Source organism: Aeromonas sp. 600479 (genome assembly GCF_049175515.1).
Taxonomy (GTDB): Bacteria; Pseudomonadota; Gammaproteobacteria; order Enterobacterales; family Aeromonadaceae; genus Aeromonas; species Aeromonas veronii_A.
The window spans coordinates 74770-91704 of sequence record NZ_JAAKVF010000006.1 but is presented as its reverse complement, the minus strand read 5'-3'; the positions used below and the strand labels follow the sequence as shown (position 1 = coordinate 91704).

The window sequence follows — 16935 nt, the reverse complement described above, 5'->3', positions numbered from 1 at the left end:
CACCGGATTTCCATGAAAAAAACACGCGCTTTTTTAAAATGGGCCGGGGGAAAATACTCCCTGGTTGAAGAGATTGCCGAGCGCCTGCCGGCCGGGCGTGTGTTGCTGGAGCCCTTCGTCGGGGCCGGGTCTGTGTTTCTCAACACCGACTACGACGCGTATGTGCTCAACGACATCAATCCGGATCTGATCTGCCTGTACAACCACCTCAAGCTGACGCCGGACAGTTTCATTGCCGAGGCGCGCAAGCTGTTTGTGGCAGAGCACAACCACAAGGCGGCCTATTACCGGCTGCGTACCCAGTTCAATCAGACCGAGACCACCTTCGAGCGGGCACTCTTGTTCCTGTTTCTCAACCGTCACGGTTTCAACGGACTGTGCCGCTACAACAAGAAGGGCGGCTTCAACGTGCCGTTCGGTTCCTACAAGAAACCCTATTTCCCGGAAAAAGAGCTGTGGGCCTTTGCCGAAAAGGCGCAGAAGGCGACCTTTATCTGCGAGAGCTACGCCGACGCCATCAAGCGTGCCGAAGAGGATTGGGTTATCTACTGTGATCCACCCTATGCGCCGCTCTCCACTACGGCGAGCTTCACCACCTATGCCTCCGGTGGGTTTACCCTGGATGATCAGGCGATCCTGGCGCGACTGGCCCGTCACACCGCCGCTCACAAAGGGGTGCCGGTGCTGATCAGCAACCACGATATTGAGCTGACTCGTGAGCTTTATCGCGGTGCCCGCCTCGACGAGATCCTGGTCAAGCGCACCATCAGCCGCAACGGCGGCACCCGCAACAAGGTGGCCGAGTTGTTGGCACTCTATCCGCCCGGAATCGAACCGGAGCAGGGCTACTATCCCAGTGACAGCGAACTGCTGCCACTGACGTAACAGACCATGCGGCGCCCAGGGGCGCCGTTTTTTATGGGCGAGTCCGCGCCCGTGCCGATGTCCTATAACTCGGGTTGCTGCGGGAGGGGAGGTGATTGCCCCCTTTACCCCGCATTCGAGTCGTTTTCGCCCGCCTTTTACGTTAAAATTGCGCCGCTTTTTCTCCCTGGCTGCCAATGGATGATGCTGATGAAAGACTTTCTGATTGCCCCCTCGATCCTCTCTGCCGATTTTGCCCGTCTGGGTGACGATGTAGCCAAGGTACTGGCTGCCGGTGCCGACGTGGTTCACTTCGACGTGATGGACAACCACTATGTCCCCAACCTGACCATTGGCCCCATGGTCTGTCAGGCGCTGCGTGACTACGGTATCGAGGCCCCCATCGACGTGCACCTGATGGTCAAGCCGGTGGATCGCATCATTCCCGATTTTGCCAAGGCGGGTGCTTCCCTCATCACCTTCCATCCGGAAGCGTCCGATCACGTTGATCGCTCTTTGGGCATCATCAAGGAGATGGGCTGCCAGGCCGGTCTGGTGCTCAATCCTGCTACCTCGCTCTCCTGCCTCGAGTATGTGATGGACAAGCTGGATGTGATCCTGCTGATGTCGGTCAACCCGGGTTTCGGTGGCCAGAGCTTTATTCCGGGCACCCTCGACAAGCTGCGTCAGGTGCGTCGTCTGATCGATGAGAGCGGTCGCGATATCCGCCTCGAGATCGATGGCGGGGTCAAGGTCGACAACATTCGCGAGATCGCCGAAGCGGGCGCCGACATGTTTGTCGCCGGCTCGGCCATTTTCAGCCAGCCTGACTACAAGGCGGTGATCGACAAGATGCGTGCGGAGCTGGCTCATGTCACACGCTGAGCGCGCATTTGATTTGGTGCTGTTCGATCTGGACGGCACCCTGATCGACAGCGCCGCCCAACTGGCGCTGGCGGTCAATCTGACGCTGACTGATCTGGGTCTGGAACAAGCTGATGAAGCGGTGATCCGTACCTGGGTTGGCAACGGCGCCGACAAGCTGATCCAGCGGGCGATCGCCTATCGCGAGGCCGACCCCGAGCTGTTTGCCAAGGCCCGTCCGATCTTTTTCCAGCACTACAACGCCTGTTTGCTGCAGGGGCTGGCTATGTATGATGGGGTTGCCCGGAGTTTGCGCCGTTTGCAAACCCTGGGCTACAAGCAGGCGATCGTCACCAACAAGCCGAGCGATTTTGTCGCGCCTATTCTTGATGCCCTCGGTATCAGCGATTGCTTCGCGCTCTGGCTCGGTGGCAACTGCGTACCGGTCAAGAAGCCGAGTCCGGAGCCCTTGCTGCACGCCTGCCAGGAGCTGGGAGTGAGCCCGGCTCGTACCCTGATGGTAGGTGACTCCGAAAATGATGTGCTGGCTGCCAAGGCGGCCGGCATGAAGGTTGTGGGCCTGACCTACGGTTACAACTATGGTCGCCCCATTGCCGACTCCCGGCCTGACTGGGTGTTCGAACACTTTTCCCTGCTCGATGCGCTGCTGAGCTAAGCGCGTCGCCGGACTGGCTGAATTACAAGGATTACTACTCTTATGACCAAACCAATCGTATTGAGCGGGGCGCAGCCCTCCGGTCAGCTGACCATCGGCAACTACATGGGCGCGTTGCGTCAGTGGGTCAATATGCAGGATGAGTACGACTGCCTCTACTGCATCGTCGACCTGCATGCCATTACCACCCGCCAAGATCCGGTTGCCCTGCGCAAGGCCTGCCTCGATGCTGCTGCCCTCTATCTGGCGGTCGGTATCGATCCCAAGAAGAGCACCGTTTTCATCCAGTCTCACGTGCCGCAGCATGCCGAGTTGGGCTGGATCCTCAACTGCTACACCCAGATGGGTGAGCTGTCGCGCATGACCCAGTTCAAGGACAAGTCCGCCCGTTTCGAGAACAACGTCAACGTCGGCCTGTTCGGCTATCCGGTGCTGATGGCCGCCGATATCCTGCTATATCAGGCCAATCAGGTGCCGGTCGGCAACGACCAGAAGCAGCATCTCGAGCTGACCCGCGATATCTGCACCCGCTTCAACAACCTCTATGGTGAGGTGTTCACCATGCCTGAGCCCTTCATTCCGACCGAAGGGGCGCGGGTGATGAGCCTGCAGGATCCGACCAAGAAGATGTCCAAGTCGGATGACAACGAGGCCAACTTCATCGGCTTGCTGGAAGATCCCAAGCAGATCGTCAAGAAGATCAAGCGTGCGGTAACCGACTCCGACGATCCGGCGGTGGTGCGTTTCGACCCGGAAAACAAACCGGGCGTCTCCAACCTGCTGACCCTGATGTCCGGCGTGACCGGCCGCTCCATCCCGGAGCTGGAGCAGCACTTCGAAGGCAAGATGTATGGTCACCTCAAGACCGAGACCGCCGAAGCCGTGGTTGCGCTGCTGGAACCGATCCAGGCTCGTTTCCACGAGTTGCGTCAGGATGAGGCCCATCTGATCGCGATTCTTGCCGAAGGGGCACAAAAGGCGCGTGAAAGAGCTGAAAAAACCCTGACCAGCGTATATGATGTAGTCGGCTTCGTTCCTCGAGCCTGACATACTGGGAAGGTGTAGTAGAAGAGAGCTGGGTATTTGCCTGGCTTTCTTTATTTTCCCACGTTGTATTTTGTTTAATTCTTTATTTCAACCCGGGTTATATCCCCAAGAGTACGCATGTCTGTTCAACCAAATATCTCGATTGAAGAGCTGAGTGACAAAGGTCACTGGCTGCGCAAGTTTCGCAAGGCGAAAAACCTCAATACCCTGCAATTGATGGTCTCCAATGCCATCGACAAACATCACAAGACTGCTGCCATCGCTGCCGCCATCTATCTGGCCGAATGTCAGCGTGAGCGGGAAATGGAACAGGGTCGTTTTCTCGATCGTTAATTACTGCCGCCGGTTATCTCATGTTGCTGTTAATTGATAACTACGACTCCTTTACCTGGAATCTGGTGCAATATTTTGGTGCGCTGGGCCAACAGGTGGTAGTCAAGCGTAATGACGAATTGATGCTGACCGATATCGAGCAGTTATCCCCCCGTTTTCTGGTTATCTCTCCCGGTCCCTGTACACCAAACGAGGCGGGTATCTCCCTCGATGCCATCACCCATTTTGCCGGCAAGCTACCCATTCTTGGCGTCTGCCTTGGCCACCAGTCACTGGCGCAGGCCTTCGGCGCCCGTGTAATACGTGCCCGTCAGGTAATGCACGGCAAAACCTCGCTCATCCGTCATCGAGGTGAGGGGGTGTTCAAGGGGCTCAACAACCCGCTGCGGGTGACCCGTTATCACTCACTGGTGGTGGAGCGCGACACGCTGCCCGACTGCTTTGAGGTCACCGCCTGGAGCGAGCATGCCGATGGCTCGTTTGACGAAATCATGGGGTTACGCCACAAGACACTTCCTGTCGAGGGTGTTCAGTTCCATCCGGAGAGTATTTTGAGCGAACAGGGTCATTTGCTGCTGGCCAATTTTCTGTCCTGTTCATAAAAATTTGTGATCACCTTCTCAAGTTTGAAAGAAGGTAAAAAAAATTTCTCTGACACTTTATTCAGCCCCCTTCCAGCCCAAATTATCTCTTGCCAAGCCCCCCTGAGTCGTTATGCAATGCGGTTGCCTAAAATCTCAAGGTCAATCGAACATTGTTCCTCATAGGTCGTCTTGTTACAGACTTTTTACTTTATTTCTGTGATAATCCCGTCACGTTTACACGGATTTAACTTTTAGGCGGTGGATTATTCTGTCGCCGAATCTGAAGGAGAGCTATATGTCAGAGTTGTTGGCAGTGACACGTGAAGTGTTTGATGAAGTGATGGTTCCCAACTATGCGCCAGCCAAGATCATCCCGGTGCGTGGTGAAGGGTCACGTGTCTGGGATCAGGAGGGGCGCGAGTATGTCGACTTCGCCGGTGGTATCGCCGTTAACGGCCTGGGTCACTGTCATCCCAAGCTGGTCGAGGCTCTGAAAACCCAGGGCGAGAAGCTGTGGCACCTCTCCAACGTAATGACCAACGAACCGGCCCTGCGTCTGGCCAAGAAGCTGGTCGCGGCCACCTTTGCCGACAAGGTCTACTTTTGCAACTCCGGCGCCGAAGCGAATGAAGCTGCCCTCAAGTTGGCTCGCCGCTACGCCATCGAGAAGTTTGGCGAGCAGAAGACCCAGATCATCGCCTTCAATCAGGGCTTCCACGGTCGTACCTTCTTTACCGTCAGCGTCGGTGGCCAGGCTGCCTACTCCGATGGCTTCGGTCCCAAGCCCGGTGACATTACCCATGTTCCCTACAACGATCTGGCGGCACTAGCCGAGGTGATCTCCGACAACACTTGCGCCGTGGTAATGGAGCCGCTGCAAGGGGAGGGGGGCATCATTCGTCCTACCGACGAGTTTGCCAAAGGGGTGCGCGAGCTGTGCGACAAACACAATGCCCTGCTGGTGTATGACGAAGTGCAGTCAGGGGTCGGCCGGACCGGTGATCTCTATGCCTATATGGGGCTCGGCGTCACGCCGGACATCCTCACCAGCGCCAAGGCGCTGGGGGGCGGTTTCCCCATCGGCGCCATGCTGACCACCGACGAAATCGCTTCTTACCTGAAAGTGGGCACTCACGGCTCTACCTACGGCGGTAACCCGCTGGCCTGTGCGGTCGCCGAGGCAGTGATCGACGTGATCAATACTCCCGAGGTACTGGACGGGGTCAAGCGGCGCGAACAGCTGTTCCGCGATGGGCTTGAGGCGATCAACGCCAAATACCACTGCTTTAGTGAAGTGCGTGGCAAGGGGCTGCTGCTGGGTGCCGCTCTGAGCGAGGACTTCAAGGGGCGTTCCCGCGACTTCCTGCTGGCCTCTATCGATCAGGGGCTGATGGCACTGGTTGCCGGTACCAACGTGGTTCGTTTTGCCCCTTCACTGGTGATCCCGGAAGCGGACATCAAGGAAGGGTTGGCCCGCTTCGAGAAGGCGGTTGCCCAGGTGGTCAACGCCTGATTCCAAATTGAGGTGGGGAGCTCTCCCGGCAGGAGCCGGGCCCCCACCTGTCGTCAATGAAAGGGAGTTGTCATTTATGTTGGTTATCCGTCCCATCGAGCAAAAAGATTTTGCCGGGCTCAAGACCTGCGCCATCGAGTCCGGCACCGGCATGACCTCGTTGCCCGTCAACGATGAGTTGCTGCAGCGCAAGATCGATGCTTCTACCCAGACTTTTTCCGACAAGCCCGCCGGCAAGGGGGACTGCCTCTACTTCTTCGTGGCTGAGGATCTGGAGACCGGCGAGATGGTCGGCACCTGTGCCATCGATGCCGCGGTTGGCCTCTCCCAGCCGTTTTACAACTACCACATCGGCAAAGTGGTGCACTCTTCTCCCAAGCTCGGCATCTACAACGTCGTTGAAACCCTGACTCTCTCCAACGACTACACCGGCAACTCCGAGCTCTGCACCCTGTTCTTGCGCGAATGTGCCCGCGAAGGGCTCAACGGCCGCCTGCTCTCCAAGCACCGCTTTCTGTTTATGGCCGAGCACCCCGAGCTGTTTGACGAGACCGTCTTCGCCGAGATGCGTGGCGTCTCCGATGCCAACGGTCACAGCCCCTTTTACGAGTGGCTGCAAACCCACTTCTTCTCGATGGATTTTCCCACCGTCGACTATCTGACCGGCATCGGCAAGAAGCGCTTTATCGCCGAGTTGATGCCCAAGTACCCCATCTACGTCAATTTGCTGAGCAAAGAGGCGCGCGCCGTTATCGGCCAGACCCACGAGAAGACCCGCCCGGCCATCAAGATGCTGCAGGACGAGGGCTTCGTGAACCGTGGTTACGTCGATATTTTCGATGCGGGCCCCACCGTCGAGTGCGACGTGAAGAATATTCGCAGCGTGCGCCGCAGCAAGAAGCTGCGGGTGCTGGTGGGCGAGCCTATCGGTGGCAAGACCCACCTTATCTGCAACAGCCGCTTCGAACATTACCGCGCCTGCTACGGCAATATCCGGGTCGATCTCGACAAGCACGAAGCCATCATTCCGCCCAAGATGGCGGCGGCACTCAAGGTGCAGGATGGCGACATGGTGCGGGTGGTCGACCTCGACTGAGACAAACAGGACAAGCAAACCGATTATCAGACAGGCAGCCGAGGCTGCCTGCCAGCGACAGGGAGTGAATGGATGAGCCAGTTAGTGCAATTTATCGACGGTCAGTGGCTTGCCGGTGAAGGCAAGCCGTTCGAGTCAACCGATCCGGCCAAGAACGAGGTGATCTGGCAGGGGGCTGCCGCCAGCACGGCGCAAGTGGATGCCGCCGTCAAGGCCGCCCGTGCCGCCTTCTACCACTGGGCGGACATGAGCCTTGAGGATCGCCTGGCCATAATGCGTCGTTATGCCGACCTGCTCGGCGAGCAGAAAGAGGCGCTGGCCCTGACTATCGCCCGCGAAACCGGCAAACCGCTGTGGGAGACCCGCACCGAAGTGGCCGCCATGCAGGGCAAGATTGCCATCTCCATTCGTGCCCACGACGAGCGCACCGGCACCGTTGAAAATGCCATGCCGGGCGCCAAAGCGTTTGTCCGTCACAAGCCCCACGGCGTGGTGGCTGTGTTCGGCCCCTACAACTTCCCGGGCCATCTGCCCAACGGCCATATAGTCCCAGCCCTGATCGCGGGTAACGCCGTGGTGTTCAAACCCTCCGAGCTGACCCCCATGGTGGCCGAGGCCATGGTCAAGGTGTGGCAGCAGGCCGGATTGCCCAAGGGGGTGCTCAATCTGGTGCAAGGGGAGGTAGAGGCCGGCAAGGCGCTGGCGGGCAACCCCGATATCGACGGCCTCTTCTTTACCGGTTCATCCCGTACCGGTCATTTCCTCCATCAGCAGTTTGCCGGCCAGCCGGGCAAAATTTTGGCGCTGGAGATGGGCGGCAACAACCCGCTGATCGTGAAAGATGTGAGCGACATCGACGGCGCCGTCCATGCCATCGTCCAGTCGGCATTTATCACCTCGGGTCAACGTTGCACCTGTTCCCGCCGTCTGTTTGTCGAGCGCGGTGAGCGGGGCGATGCCCTGGTCAATCGACTGATCGAGGTGGTCAGCCAGATCAAGGTCGGCCTCTATGACGCCGCCGAGCAGCCGTTCATGGGCTCGATGATAAGCGAGAAGGCAGCACAGGGCATGGTCGAGGCGCAAGCCAACCTGCAGCGCCTCGGTGGCGAGAGCCTGCTTACCCTCAAGCACCTGGAAGCGGGCACAGGCTTTGTCTCCCCGGGCATTATCGACGTGACCTCAGTGAGCGAGCTGCCTGACGAAGAGTACTTCGGCCCGCTGTTGCAACTCATTCGTTATGATGATTTCGATGCCGCCATCGATCAGGGCAACGCCACCCGCTATGGTCTCTCGGCCGGTCTGCTGGGGGACAAGGAGGCGGACTGGCACCACTTCTTCAAGCGGATCCGCGCCGGTATCGTCAACTGGAACAAGCCCATCACCGGCGCCTCCAGTGCCGCGCCGTTTGGCGGCATCGGCGCCTCCGGCAACCACAGAGCAAGCGCCTACTACGCTGCTGACTACTGTGCTTACCCAGTTGCCTCCGTTGAAGACAGCAAGGCCGCTATGCCGGATCAACTGTCGCCTGGCCTGCGCTTCTAATAACGACACGGGGCATCCAGCGGTGCCCCCATCTGTACCCGCAATCAAAGGAAAGAGAGATGCAAAAGGATATCGACACCCTGTTCAGCCATCTGTGGGACAACTACATCAAGGTGACCCCGAGCGCCCTCAAGGTGCACACCCTGCTGGGTGGCGGCGAGCCTATCGTCAACGATCACGTGGCGTTTCGTACCTACAACCTGCCCAAGCTGGGGCTGGAGAAGCTGGCAGCCCACTTTCTGGCGCTCGGTTACGAGCAGAAGGGCGAGTATGTCTTCAAGGCCAAGAAGCTCTACGCCAAGCACTTCGAGCATCAGGATCCGGACGCTCCCAAGGTGTTTATCAGCGAGCTGAAGGTGGAAGAGCTCTCCCCGGCTGCCCAGGCCATCATCCACAAGCTGGCGGATCAGGTGCCCGATCATCTGACCGATACCCCGGCATTTCTCTACACCGGCGCCCCCTGGCAGGTCTCTTACGCCGACTACCAGACCCTGCTGGCTGAGAGCGAGTATGCAGCCTGGATGGCAGCCTGGGGTTATCGTGCCAACCACTTCACGGTCAATATCAACAAGTTGAAGGATTTCGACACCATCCATCAGGTCAATGCTGCGCTCAAGGCGGCGGGTTTCGTGCTCAACAGCGTGGGTGGCGAGGTGAAAGGGGACCCGCAGGTGATGCTGGAGCAATCCTCCACCATGGCGGACAAAGCAGAGGTGCCGTTCAGCGATGGGGTGCGTACCATCCCGAGCTGCTTCTACGAGTTTGCCCTGCGCTATCCGCAGGCCGACGGCGTACTCTATCCGGGCTTTGTCGAAGCGTCCGCCGACAAAATTTTTGAGTCCACCAATGCCATGTAACAACGGGTGTTGGCCAAAGTGCCACTGTTCATGATGTGACATGACGACAGCCCCATATCGGGGCTGTCGTCATTTGCATATCTGGGGGATATCTAGGGTGCGGGGTAGAGAGCACCCAGCACAGCCGGACGGCTGGCGCCGGTGACGGCGGGCAGGTTGCCGGGTTTGTGCTTGATAAAGCGCTCCGCCAGCCAGGCAAAGGCTGCGCCTTCCATCCAGTCGGGGGCAAGGCCCAGCTCGGCAGTGCTGGCGATGCGCCAGCCGGGCAGCAGGCTGGCCAATTCGCTCAGCAGCGGGGCGTTATGGGCGCCGCCGCCGCAGACAAACAGCTCGGGACGGGTTTGCGCCTCATTCGGGGCAGGCAGCTGGCGGGCGATGCTGTGGCAGGTGAGCGCCTGCAGAGTGCGCTGCACATCCGCCGCGGCATAGGGTTGGCCAGCCAGCTCGCCATCGAGCCACGCCAGGGTGAACATCTCCCGCCCGGTGCTCTTGGGGGCGGGGGCGGCGAAATAGGGGTGAGCCAGCAGCTTCTCCAGCAGGGCCGGGATTGGCTTGCCGCTGGCCGCCCACTGGCCGCCGGCATCGTAACCGGCCCCCTTGGGGTGATGGCGGCGATACCAGCCGTCGAGCAGGGTGTTGGCCGGGCCGGTATCGAAGCCATAGACCCCGTTGGCATGGCCCGGCAGCACCGAGATATTGGCGATGCCGCCGAGGTTCAGCACCACCCGCAATGCACCGGGGCGGGCAAAGAAGGCCTGATGGAAGGCGGGCACCAGCGGGGCCCCCTGACCGCCGAGGGCCATGTCCATGGTGCGAAAGTCGGCGATGACATCGATGCCGGTCAGCGCCGCCAGCAGGGCCGCGTTGCCGATCTGCAGGGTGAAGCCAAGCTGGGGGCGGTGGCGGATGGTCTGGCCGTGGCTGCCGATGGCGCGAATATCGGCGGGCGTGAGGCCCGTCTTGGCCAGTAGGGCGTGGGTGGCGGCGGCAAATTCGCGCGCCACCAGATTGTCGGCCACCCCCATGCGATCGATCTCGTTGTCGCTAGGGGTACAGAGCTCATGCAGCTCGTGGGCGGTGGGCCAGGGGTGGCTGAGGGCCGCCTCGACCCGCAGTTGATCCCCGTCGATCACCACCAGCACGGCGTCAATACCGTCCATGCTGGTGCCTGACATCAATCCGATATAGCGTTCAGCCATTGGCTCTCCTCACTCGCTGGTCGGGATAGTCCGCTTCCCGACACCGATGCAGCATGGCGCCGAGCCATGCGCAGGCAAAATAAAAAGGGCTGGCGGGGCTGCTACCCCGCCAGCCCTGATGGCTTAGTTGCCGCGGCTATCCCGCTTGTTCTGGGCCAGCTGCAGCTCGGGGCTGTCGAGCTTGGCCAGTTGCGGCATCGCCAGCTTTTTGAAGTTGGCCAGCTCGCGTCCGCTCAGGGTCTCTGCCTGCGGCAGGGTGAGGGTGCGCGGGTTCTTGTGAATGCCGCCCACCACGAATTCGTAGTGCAGGTGCGGGCCGGTGACGCGGCCGGTGCCACCCAGAGTGCCGATGGTCTGCCCCTGCTTCACCCGCTGTCCCTTGTTGACGGTGCGTTTGGAGAGGTGCAGGTACTTGGTCACATAGTTGCCGGCATGCTTGATAAAGACGTAGTTGCCGTTGAACTGGTTGTAGCCCGCCGCCACCACGTTGCCGGAGCCCGCCGCCATGATGGGGGTGCCCACCGGCGCCACATAGTCGATGCCGTTGTGGGGGCGGATCTTGCCGGTCACCGGATGGAGGCGGCGCGGGTTGAAGTTGGAGCTGATGTATTTGAAGTTGACCGGCGCACGCAGGAAGCTCTTGCGCATGGCTTTGCCTTCCGGGGTGTAGTAGTTGCCATCTTCATTGAGCACGGCGCGGTAGGCAGTGCCCTGGTTGACGAACTCGGCGGCCAGAATATCGCCGGAGGCGACCCGCTCGTCGTCGCGGAACTTGTCTTCATAGACCACCCGGAAGCTGTCCCCCGGCTGCAAGTCCTGGGCAAAGTCGATGTCCCAGCCGAAGATGGCGGCCAAGTCCATGATCTGATCTTCGGTCATCCCCGCATCCACCGCCGCGCCCCAGAAGCTGGAGCGGATCTCGCCCTTGCTCACCTGTTCGCGGGTGTCGAGGGCGATCTTGACGTTGCGGGCGACAAAGGTCTCCTCCTTGCGGCTCACCTTGAGCGCCTGCTCCAGACTGTGGGGGTAATAGAGGCTGTGCAGCTCGCCGTTTTCGGTGAGCTTGAAGGTGAGCTCCTGCCCCGGTTGCAGCATCCGCAGGGGATCGCTGCCCTCGAGCTGATCGATCAGGTGCAGATCCGTGGTGCTCAGGCCAATGCGCTGGAAGATGACTCCCATGTTGTCGCCACGGCGTACCTTCACCTGCTTGGTGATATAGCGCGGCTTGGGCGGGGTAACGGGCTGGGCGGCCTCGGCCGGCAGCTCGTCGTTCAGCGCGTTATCGTTGGCCGGTTCCCGCAGGGCAATTTCGTTGCCGTTTTCATCGACCCGTGTTGCTACTGCCTGTTCGCTTGGCCAGGCAGCCAGCATCATGATCATGATGCTCAAGATCAGCACCATCTTGCGGTGCCAGTGGGGGAGTGCGTTGAAGGCGTGCCAAATAACCATGAGAAGCAGATGAAGTCGGGCAGAATGGACGGATTTTACAGCCTTTCCAATTGGCCCGCCATTCCAGTAATATGTTTGGCCCTGTGGAATCGTGATGGAGAGTCAAAAAATGTCCCAGCTCGAGGTGGCGCTAGCCGAGATCAAGCGCGGAGCGGAAGAAATTCTGGTTGAAGAAGAACTTGTCGCCAAGTTGAAGGAAGGGCGCCCGCTGCGCATCAAGTTGGGCATGGACCCGACCGCCCCCGACATTCACCTGGGTCATACCGTGATCCTCAACAAGCTGAAGACCTTCCAGGATCTGGGCCATGAAGTGATCCTGCTGATCGGTGACTTCACTGCCATGGTGGGTGACCCCTCCGGCAAGAACGCTACCCGTCCGCCGCTCTCCGAAGAGGCTATCAAGCATAACGCCCTCACCTATGCCGAGCAGGCGTTCAAGATCCTCGATCCCGCCAAGACCCGCATCGAGTACAACTCGACCTGGCTGAGCGAGCTGGGTGCGACCGGCATGATCAAGCTGGCGGCCAAGCAGACCGTGGCCCGCATGATGGAGCGCGATGACTTCAAAAAGCGCTACACCGGCGGCCAATCCATCGCGATTCACGAATTCCTCTATCCGCTGCTGCAAGGCTATGACTCGGTCGCGCTGAAGGCGGACGTTGAGCTCGGTGGTACCGACCAGAAGTTCAACCTGCTGATGGGCCGCGAGCTGCAAAAAGATGCCGGCATGGCGACCCAGTGCGTGCTGATGATGCCGCTGCTGGTGGGTCTGGATGGCGTCAAGAAGATGTCCAAGTCCGCAGGCAACTACATCGGCGTTCACGACGCTCCGGGCGAGATGTTCGGCAAGATCATGTCCATCACCGACGATCTGATGTGGAACTACTACGAGCTGCTCTCCTTCCGCCCGCTGGCTGAAATTGAAGAGTTCAAGGCAGGCATCGCTGCCGGTACCCTCAACCCGCGCGATGTGAAGATCTGGCTGGCCAAAGAGATCATCGCCCGTTATCACGACGAAGCGGCGGCTGAAGCGGCCCACGAAGATTTCACCCAGCGTTTCTCCAAGAACGCCATTCCGGACGAGATGCCGGAAATCGAGCTGGCTCTGGAAGGCGAAGGGCTGGCCATCGCCAACCTGCTGAAAGAGGCCGATCTGGTGGCCACCACCTCCGAAGCGCTGCGGATGATCAAGCAGGGCGCGGTCAAGGTGGATGGCGAGAAGCTGGAAGATGGCAAGGCACTCATCGGTGCCGGTACCGCCGTCTATCAGGTCGGCAAGCGCAAGTTTGCCCGCGTGACTGTCAAATAAGCAGTACCGTCAAATAAGCCGTCGCATCAGGCAAGCTGGTCATCAAACCGGTTCAAGCTTGTTCAACAGGGCCTCCTTCGGGAGGCCTTGTTGTATCTGGGCGGCACGGATCTGGGCGATAAAGTGCCGCAGCACGGCACTGCTTGGGTGTGGCCGTGTCGCCAGACTGATGCTGGTCATCATGCCGTTGCCCTCAATGGGGTGATAACTGACCCCGAGCGGGCGCAGCGCCGCCACCGAGCTGGGCACCAGAGTCACGCCAAAGCCAGCCTGCACCATGCCGACGGTGGAGATCACCTGCGGGCATTCGGGCCCCAATATCGGCTCGAAGCCCGCCTCCCGACAGAGGCCCACGATGCCGTCATAGAGCCCGGGCCCGATGGCGTGGGGAAACAGAATAAAACTCTCGTCCTTCAGGCTGACCAGTGGCAAGGGGCCCGGCTTGGCCTTGGGATGGCTGGTCGGCAGGGCGATCAGCAGCGGCTCCTGCTCGATAAGGTGATGGGCAAAGCCCTCGCTACCCCGGCAGGGGAGCCGCAAGATGGCCGCGTCCAGCCGATCGTTGCGTAGCGCCTCCACCAGTGCCGGCATGGTGCCCTCCTGCGGGCTGAGGGCCACCTCGGGGTAGCGCTCCCGATAGTCGTGCAGCAGGGTCAGCACCGCGGGGTGGAGCACGGTGGAACCGGCAAAGCCGATCCGCAGTGCCCCTTGCTCGCCCCGGGCAATCCGCTTTACCTTCAGTTTTGCCGCATCGGCCAGCGCCAGGATCTGCGCCGCATCCCGATAGAGGCTCTCGCCCGCCTCGGTCAGCTCGACACTGCGGGTCAAACGGCGCAGCAGCGGGGTGCCCAAGGTCTCCTCCAGCTTGCGGATCTGCTGGCTCAGCGGCGGCTGGGCCATGTTGAGTGATTCGGCTGCGCGGGTGAAATTCTGCTTTTCAACAACGGCCATGAAGTAGCGGAGCGTACGAAGTTCCATATCGATTGAGTCTCAAAGTCATGGGATCAGCGTATTGGTGTTGAAATGTGAACCAAGTCACCATTGGATCCGAACGCTAACAGGATTCACGGTGGAGGTGAAACCCGAATGGAACATATTGCAACATCTGACAGTGCCGGGTGCAGCTGTGCCCTCGAAGTGAGCCAGCAGTTTTCTCGCTGGCGCAGGCAGCATGACGGTGGCGAGATCTACCAGAGTTCCCTGATGAGCGCCCTGCTGGCGGGGGTCTACGAAGGGGAGACCACCATGAGCGAGCTGCTGCGCCACGGCGACTTTGGCCTCGGCACCTTCAATCACCTCGATGGTGAGCTGATCGCCTTCGAGCGGCAGATCCACCAGTTGCGCTCCGATGGCTCGGCTCGGCCCGCCCGCGCCGATCAGAAGACCCCCTTTGCGGTGATGACCCATTTTCGCCCCTGTCTGGAGCGTCGTTTCGATCACCCCCTGAGCCGTGACGAGATCCACCAGTGGGTGGATCGGCTGGTGGGCTCCGACAACGTCTTCGTCGCCCTGCGCCTCGACGGCCAGTTTGAAACGGCCAAGGTTCGTACCGTGCCGCGTCAGGAGCCCCCCTATCGCCCCATGCTGGAGGCCATCGAGCAGCAGCCGCTGTTCCGCTTTGCCGCGGTAGCGGGGACTCTGGTGGGCTTTCGCTGCCCGCCGTTCGTGCAGGGGGTCAATGTGGCGGGCTTTCACGAACACATGATCACCGCCGATCGCAAGGGGGGCGGCCATCTGCTCGACTACACCATGGCCCACGGCACCCTGCGACTTTCGGTGGTGCGTCACCTCAATCTGGCCCTGCCATCGGATCCCGCTTTCCGGCAGGCCGACCTCACCCCCGCCGATCTCGATCGCGCCATTCAAGCCGCCGAAGGCTAATAGACAAGGAGCAATAACATGGAAAACAGACAGTGGAAGTGCGGTGCCGAGCTGGTGGTTCGTCATCTGGAGGCGCAAGGGGTCAAGCAGGTGTTCGGTATTCCCGGTGCCAAGATTGATCGGGTGTTCGATGCGCTGGAGGATTCCCCCATCGAGACCATAGTGGTGCGCCACGAGGCGAATGCCGCCTTTATGGCGGCCGCCGTGGGGCGCCTGACCGGCAAGGCGGGGGTGGCGCTGGTCACCTCGGGCCCCGGCTGCTCCAACCTCATTACCGGGTTGGCGACTGCCACCTCGGAGGGAGACCCCATGGTGGCGCTGGGCGGTGCAGTGCGCCGTGCCGATGGCCTCAAGCTCACTCATCAGAGCATGGATACGGTCAACCTCTGCCGTCCGGTCACCAAGTTCAGCGCCCAGGTCAACAGCGGGGCGGCGATCTCGGAAGTGATGGCCAACGCTTTTCGCGCCGCCGAGCTGGGACGGCCGGGGGCGGCGTTTGTCAGCCTGCCGATGGATATCATCAACAAGCCGGTACAGGGCAATGTGCTGGTACCCCGCGAAGTGCCGGAGCCGGGCTGCGCCGATGAGCAGAATATGGAGCAGGCATTGACCCTGCTGCGCAACGCCGAGAATCCGGTGGTACTGCTCGGCCTGATGGCGAGCCGGCCGGAAAATGCCGAGGCAGTGCGCGCCTTCCTCGACAAGGCGCGGCTGCCGGTGACCGGTACCTATCAGGCTGCCGGGGTGGTGGACAGCTGCCACTTCGATGACTTTGCCGGACGGGTCGGGCTCTTCAACAACCAGCCGGGGGATCAGCTGCTGGCAGGGGCCGATCTGGTGATCTGCATCGGCTACAGCCCCATCGAGTACGACCCCGTGCTGTGGAATGGCGATCGGGAGCGGCGCATCCTCCATATCGACGTGCTGCCTGCCGATATCGACAGCAGCTACTGCCCGACTGCTGAGCTGGTGGGGTCGATCCGCGCCAACCTGTTGCAGCTGACCCGTATCATGGGCAATCCGAAAATCCGCCCCCCCGAAGTGGATCGGTTGCTGCAATGGGTACGCCAGCAGCGGCTGCGACTGGCGATGCGGGCCGACGATCTGCACGGCAATCCGGTTCACCCCTTGCGTATCGTGCGCGAGCTGCAGGATCTGGTGCGCGACGACATGACCCTCTGCGTCGACATGGGCAGCTTCCATATCTGGATTGCCCGCTACCTCTACAGCTTCCGCGCCCGTCAGGTGTTGATCTCCAACGGTCAGCAGACCATGGGGGTGGCCCTGCCGTGGGCCATCGGTGCGGCGCTGGTGCGGCCGGGAGAGAAGGTGATCTCGGTATCGGGGGATGGCAGCTTTATGCAGTCGAGCATGGAGCTGGAGACGGCGGTGCGGCTCAAGAGCAATATCGTCCACATCATCTGGGTCGATAACGGCTACAACATGGTGGCGATGCAGGAGCAGCAGAAGTATTGTCGCACCTCTGGCGTCTCTTTTGGCCCCATCGACTTCAAACGCTATGCCGAATCGTTCGGGGCGGCCGGGTTTGCGGTGCGCTCGGCCGACGAGCTGCGCGCCACCCTGCGGGCCGCGCTGGCGGTGGAGGGGCCTGCTGTGGTGGCCATTCCGGTGGATTACTCCGACAACCCGGGGCTGATGGCCCAGCTCAGGCCAGAAGTATTGGCATAGTGTGGGCAGCAGTGCTGGCCTGAATCCTCGAG

Annotated in this window: 16 protein-coding genes; 13 read left to right on the top strand and 3 right to left on the bottom strand. The window is 60.5% G+C overall.

The features are described 5' to 3' along the window. Window positions 1-12: 12 nt before the first annotated feature. The 10 genes from G5149_RS09010 to G5149_RS08965 all read left to right on the top strand — a co-directional run bounded on the left by G5149_RS09010 (window position 13) and on the right by G5149_RS08965 (window position 9376). Entirely contained in the window at window positions 13-885 is an 873-nt protein-coding gene (locus tag G5149_RS09010; RefSeq protein WP_005335008.1) for a Dam family site-specific DNA-(adenine-N6)-methyltransferase, read from the top strand. 189 nt (window positions 886-1074) lie between these two features. Next, the gene (rpe, locus tag G5149_RS09005; RefSeq protein ID WP_421212291.1) at window positions 1075-1749 is read left to right on the top strand and encodes a ribulose-phosphate 3-epimerase; all 675 of its coding nucleotides are present in this window, start codon (window positions 1075-1077) and stop codon (window positions 1747-1749) included. Beyond that, window positions 1736-2404, top strand: coding sequence for a phosphoglycolate phosphatase (locus G5149_RS09000; protein WP_421212290.1), 669 nt, complete (start codon window positions 1736-1738; stop codon window positions 2402-2404). The genes rpe and G5149_RS09000 overlap by 14 nt, the downstream gene beginning before the upstream one ends. A 42-nt stretch (window positions 2405-2446) precedes the next feature. Further along, window positions 2447-3451: a tryptophan--tRNA ligase gene (gene trpS, locus G5149_RS08995; protein ID WP_245133605.1), complete on the top strand. Its 1005-nt coding sequence runs from the start codon at window positions 2447-2449 to the stop codon at window positions 3449-3451. A 117-nt stretch (window positions 3452-3568) separates the two neighbouring features. After that, entirely contained in the window at window positions 3569-3784 is a 216-nt protein-coding gene (locus G5149_RS08990; RefSeq protein ID WP_019446358.1) for a hypothetical protein, read from the top strand. A 20-nt stretch (window positions 3785-3804) separates the two neighbouring features. After that, a complete protein-coding gene (locus G5149_RS08985; RefSeq protein ID WP_421212289.1) occupies window positions 3805-4386 on the top strand; it encodes an aminodeoxychorismate synthase component II in 582 nt (193 codons plus the stop codon). 277 nt (window positions 4387-4663) lie between these two features. Next, the gene (locus G5149_RS08980) at window positions 4664-5881 is read left to right on the top strand and encodes an aspartate aminotransferase family protein (protein ID WP_216953066.1); all 1218 of its coding nucleotides are present in this window, start codon (window positions 4664-4666) and stop codon (window positions 5879-5881) included. 76 nt (window positions 5882-5957) lie between these two features. Further along, window positions 5958-6977 (top strand): arginine N-succinyltransferase, encoded by a 1020-nt coding sequence (gene astA, locus G5149_RS08975; protein ID WP_005334994.1) that lies wholly within the window; start codon window positions 5958-5960, stop codon window positions 6975-6977. A 72-nt stretch (window positions 6978-7049) separates the two neighbouring features. Continuing rightward, window positions 7050-8519, top strand: a complete 1470-nt coding sequence (astD, locus tag G5149_RS08970) for a succinylglutamate-semialdehyde dehydrogenase (RefSeq protein ID WP_421212288.1) — start codon at window positions 7050-7052, stop codon at window positions 8517-8519. Between the two features lie 59 nt (window positions 8520-8578). After that, window positions 8579-9376 carry a DUF1338 domain-containing protein gene (locus tag G5149_RS08965; RefSeq protein ID WP_021229798.1) on the top strand — a complete coding sequence of 266 codons (798 nt, stop codon included), beginning with the start codon at window positions 8579-8581 and terminating at the stop codon, window positions 9374-9376. A 92-nt stretch (window positions 9377-9468) separates the two neighbouring features. Here the strand turns inward: G5149_RS08965 and G5149_RS08960 are convergent, their stop codons facing one another. Beyond that, window positions 9469-10575: an anhydro-N-acetylmuramic acid kinase gene (locus G5149_RS08960; RefSeq protein ID WP_421212287.1), complete on the bottom strand. Its 1107-nt coding sequence runs from the start codon at window positions 10573-10575 to the stop codon at window positions 9469-9471. A gap of 123 nt (window positions 10576-10698) precedes the next feature. Continuing rightward, a complete protein-coding gene (locus tag G5149_RS08955) occupies window positions 10699-12024 on the bottom strand; it encodes a peptidoglycan DD-metalloendopeptidase family protein (protein WP_216978222.1) in 1326 nt (441 codons plus the stop codon). Between the two features lie 109 nt (window positions 12025-12133). Here G5149_RS08955 and tyrS point away from each other — a divergent pair, with 109 nt between their 5' ends. Continuing rightward, the gene (gene tyrS / locus G5149_RS08950; protein WP_005347884.1) at window positions 12134-13333 is read left to right on the top strand and encodes a tyrosine--tRNA ligase; all 1200 of its coding nucleotides are present in this window, start codon (window positions 12134-12136) and stop codon (window positions 13331-13333) included. Between the two features lie 42 nt (window positions 13334-13375). On the opposite strand, the gene G5149_RS08945 is transcribed toward tyrS, so the two are convergent. Continuing rightward, on the bottom strand, window positions 13376-14311 hold the full coding sequence (locus G5149_RS08945; protein ID WP_139443209.1) for a LysR family transcriptional regulator: 936 nt from the start codon (window positions 14309-14311) through the stop codon (window positions 13376-13378). Between the two features lie 108 nt (window positions 14312-14419). On the opposite strand from G5149_RS08945, the gene budA reads away from it, so the two are divergent. After that, window positions 14420-15214 (top strand): acetolactate decarboxylase, encoded by a 795-nt coding sequence (gene budA / locus G5149_RS08940; RefSeq protein WP_227342115.1) that lies wholly within the window; start codon window positions 14420-14422, stop codon window positions 15212-15214. A gap of 18 nt (window positions 15215-15232) precedes the next feature. Then, on the top strand, window positions 15233-16903 hold the full coding sequence (gene alsS / locus G5149_RS08935) for an acetolactate synthase AlsS (RefSeq protein ID WP_421212286.1): 1671 nt from the start codon (window positions 15233-15235) through the stop codon (window positions 16901-16903). The last annotated feature ends 32 nt before the right edge of the window (window positions 16904-16935 follow it).

Coding starts and splice junctions, on each gene's coding strand:
- G5149_RS09010 (WP_005335008.1), top strand. CDS start 13: ATGAAAAAAACACGCGCTTTTTTAAAATGGGCCGGGGGAAAATACTCC.
- rpe (WP_421212291.1), top strand. CDS start 1,075: ATGAAAGACTTTCTGATTGCCCCCTCGATCCTCTCTGCCGATTTTGCC.
- G5149_RS09000 (WP_421212290.1), top strand. CDS start 1,736: ATGTCACACGCTGAGCGCGCATTTGATTTGGTGCTGTTCGATCTGGAC.
- trpS (WP_245133605.1), top strand. CDS start 2,447: ATGACCAAACCAATCGTATTGAGCGGGGCGCAGCCCTCCGGTCAGCTG.
- G5149_RS08990 (WP_019446358.1), top strand. CDS start 3,569: ATGTCTGTTCAACCAAATATCTCGATTGAAGAGCTGAGTGACAAAGGT.
- G5149_RS08985 (WP_421212289.1), top strand. CDS start 3,805: ATGTTGCTGTTAATTGATAACTACGACTCCTTTACCTGGAATCTGGTG.
- G5149_RS08980 (WP_216953066.1), top strand. CDS start 4,664: ATGTCAGAGTTGTTGGCAGTGACACGTGAAGTGTTTGATGAAGTGATG.
- astA (WP_005334994.1), top strand. CDS start 5,958: ATGTTGGTTATCCGTCCCATCGAGCAAAAAGATTTTGCCGGGCTCAAG.
- astD (WP_421212288.1), top strand. CDS start 7,050: ATGAGCCAGTTAGTGCAATTTATCGACGGTCAGTGGCTTGCCGGTGAA.
- G5149_RS08965 (WP_021229798.1), top strand. CDS start 8,579: ATGCAAAAGGATATCGACACCCTGTTCAGCCATCTGTGGGACAACTAC.
- G5149_RS08960 (WP_421212287.1), bottom strand. CDS start 10,575: ATGGCTGAACGCTATATCGGATTGATGTCAGGCACCAGCATGGACGGT.
- G5149_RS08955 (WP_216978222.1), bottom strand. CDS start 12,024: ATGGTTATTTGGCACGCCTTCAACGCACTCCCCCACTGGCACCGCAAG.
- tyrS (WP_005347884.1), top strand. CDS start 12,134: ATGTCCCAGCTCGAGGTGGCGCTAGCCGAGATCAAGCGCGGAGCGGAA.
- G5149_RS08945 (WP_139443209.1), bottom strand. CDS start 14,311: ATGGAACTTCGTACGCTCCGCTACTTCATGGCCGTTGTTGAAAAGCAG.
- budA (WP_227342115.1), top strand. CDS start 14,420: ATGGAACATATTGCAACATCTGACAGTGCCGGGTGCAGCTGTGCCCTC.
- alsS (WP_421212286.1), top strand. CDS start 15,233: ATGGAAAACAGACAGTGGAAGTGCGGTGCCGAGCTGGTGGTTCGTCAT.